At 38.7% G+C, this 1,223-nt stretch carries 2 protein-coding genes; both read left to right on the top strand.

Annotation, left to right across the window (positions count from 1 at the left end; translation table 11 throughout):
* Positions 1-122: 122 nt before the first annotated feature.
* Positions 123-491, top strand: a complete 369-nt coding sequence (locus ACTNEW_RS16250) for a hypothetical protein (RefSeq protein ID WP_441062853.1) — start codon at positions 123-125, stop codon at positions 489-491.
* Positions 492-538: 47 nt separating this feature from the next.
* A partial coding sequence (locus ACTNEW_RS16245) for a hypothetical protein (RefSeq protein ID WP_441062851.1) occupies positions 539-1,223 on the top strand: 685 nt, incomplete at its 3' end.

Here is a 1,223-nt window from a genome sequence, read left to right as displayed (position 1 = left end):
TGAAGTGGTAAACTAATTTTGGACACGGAGGGGTCAATTTTTAGACACATATGAGTTATAATCTAAACAGTGAACTCTCATATTTAGTCATGATTGATTCCCAGTTCCACAGGAGGTTTGCCATGAAATACACATTAGAACAACGTTTGGACATTGGTCGCCGTATTTATGAAGGCGAAATAACCAGATTTCAAGCTGCTCAGGAATATGATATCAGCGACAATACAGCTCGTAATTATATGTGGCTGTATAGAGATATCAATAACCTTCCCCACAAAAAAGGTGGAAGAAAGAATTCAATTACAAAAGTCAAATCTTCCCCTTCTATTGAAGTAAAGCGACCAAATCTTGAAGAATATGAATCTATGACAAAAGAAGAACTAATTCAAGCTCTGGTTCAGGCACGTATTACAGAAACACGATTAAAAAAAGGTTACGAAGTGAAGGGGGATGGTTCGGTAATTCATTACAGCAGCAAGAATACCAGGTAATTCTTGAACTTTCAGGAGAGTTTCCGGTTAATCTTCTCTGTGAAACTATGAAGATTAATCGAAGCAGCTTCTATTATTGGAAGAAGATGCTCAGCAATCCAGCTCCAAGAACAAAAGCATTGGTTGAAAACATCCAGTTATTCAAGGAATACCATTTGAAATATCCATCACACGGATACAGATGGCTAAATGCTAAAATCCGTCTGGATAAAGGCATCGAGATGTCCGATCCATATGCACACAAATGTTGTAAAGCGGCTGGTATAAAAAGCAAAGCGAAGCATTATAAATACAAGAAACCAGGTGCTCCCTTTAAGATATTTCCTAATCTCCTTATGTCAGAGATGCAGATTGATGGACCACTTCAGTGTGTCGTCAGCGATATGACGGCATTCTGGGTAAAAGGTATCTATTATGAGCTCACCCTATATATGGATCTATGGAATAATGAAATCTTAAGCCATTCCCTTTCCTCTAAACGTGGTGATCGAATGACCTATATAAGCGGCCTGAAAGATCTTCTTGAATTAAAGAAGCAACATCCGGAATACCAGATGATTCTTCATTCCGATCAAGGATCTGTTTATGCTTCAAAGGCATTTAATGATCTTCTTCCAATGTATGTGACAAGATCCATGTCCAGAGCAGGCACTCCTACCGATAATAGCGCAATGGAATCCATCAATGGCTGGATCAAAGCAGAGCTTTTTATGGATTTTCATGTCACAGGTG

Origin of the sequence: Blautia sp. HCP3S3_G3, assembly GCF_052063365.1 — a bacterium.
Lineage (GTDB): Bacteria > Bacillota > Clostridia > Lachnospirales > Lachnospiraceae > Blautia_A.
Note: the sequence above shows the minus strand (reverse complement) of the source record. Positions and strands in the feature narration are given on the sequence as shown.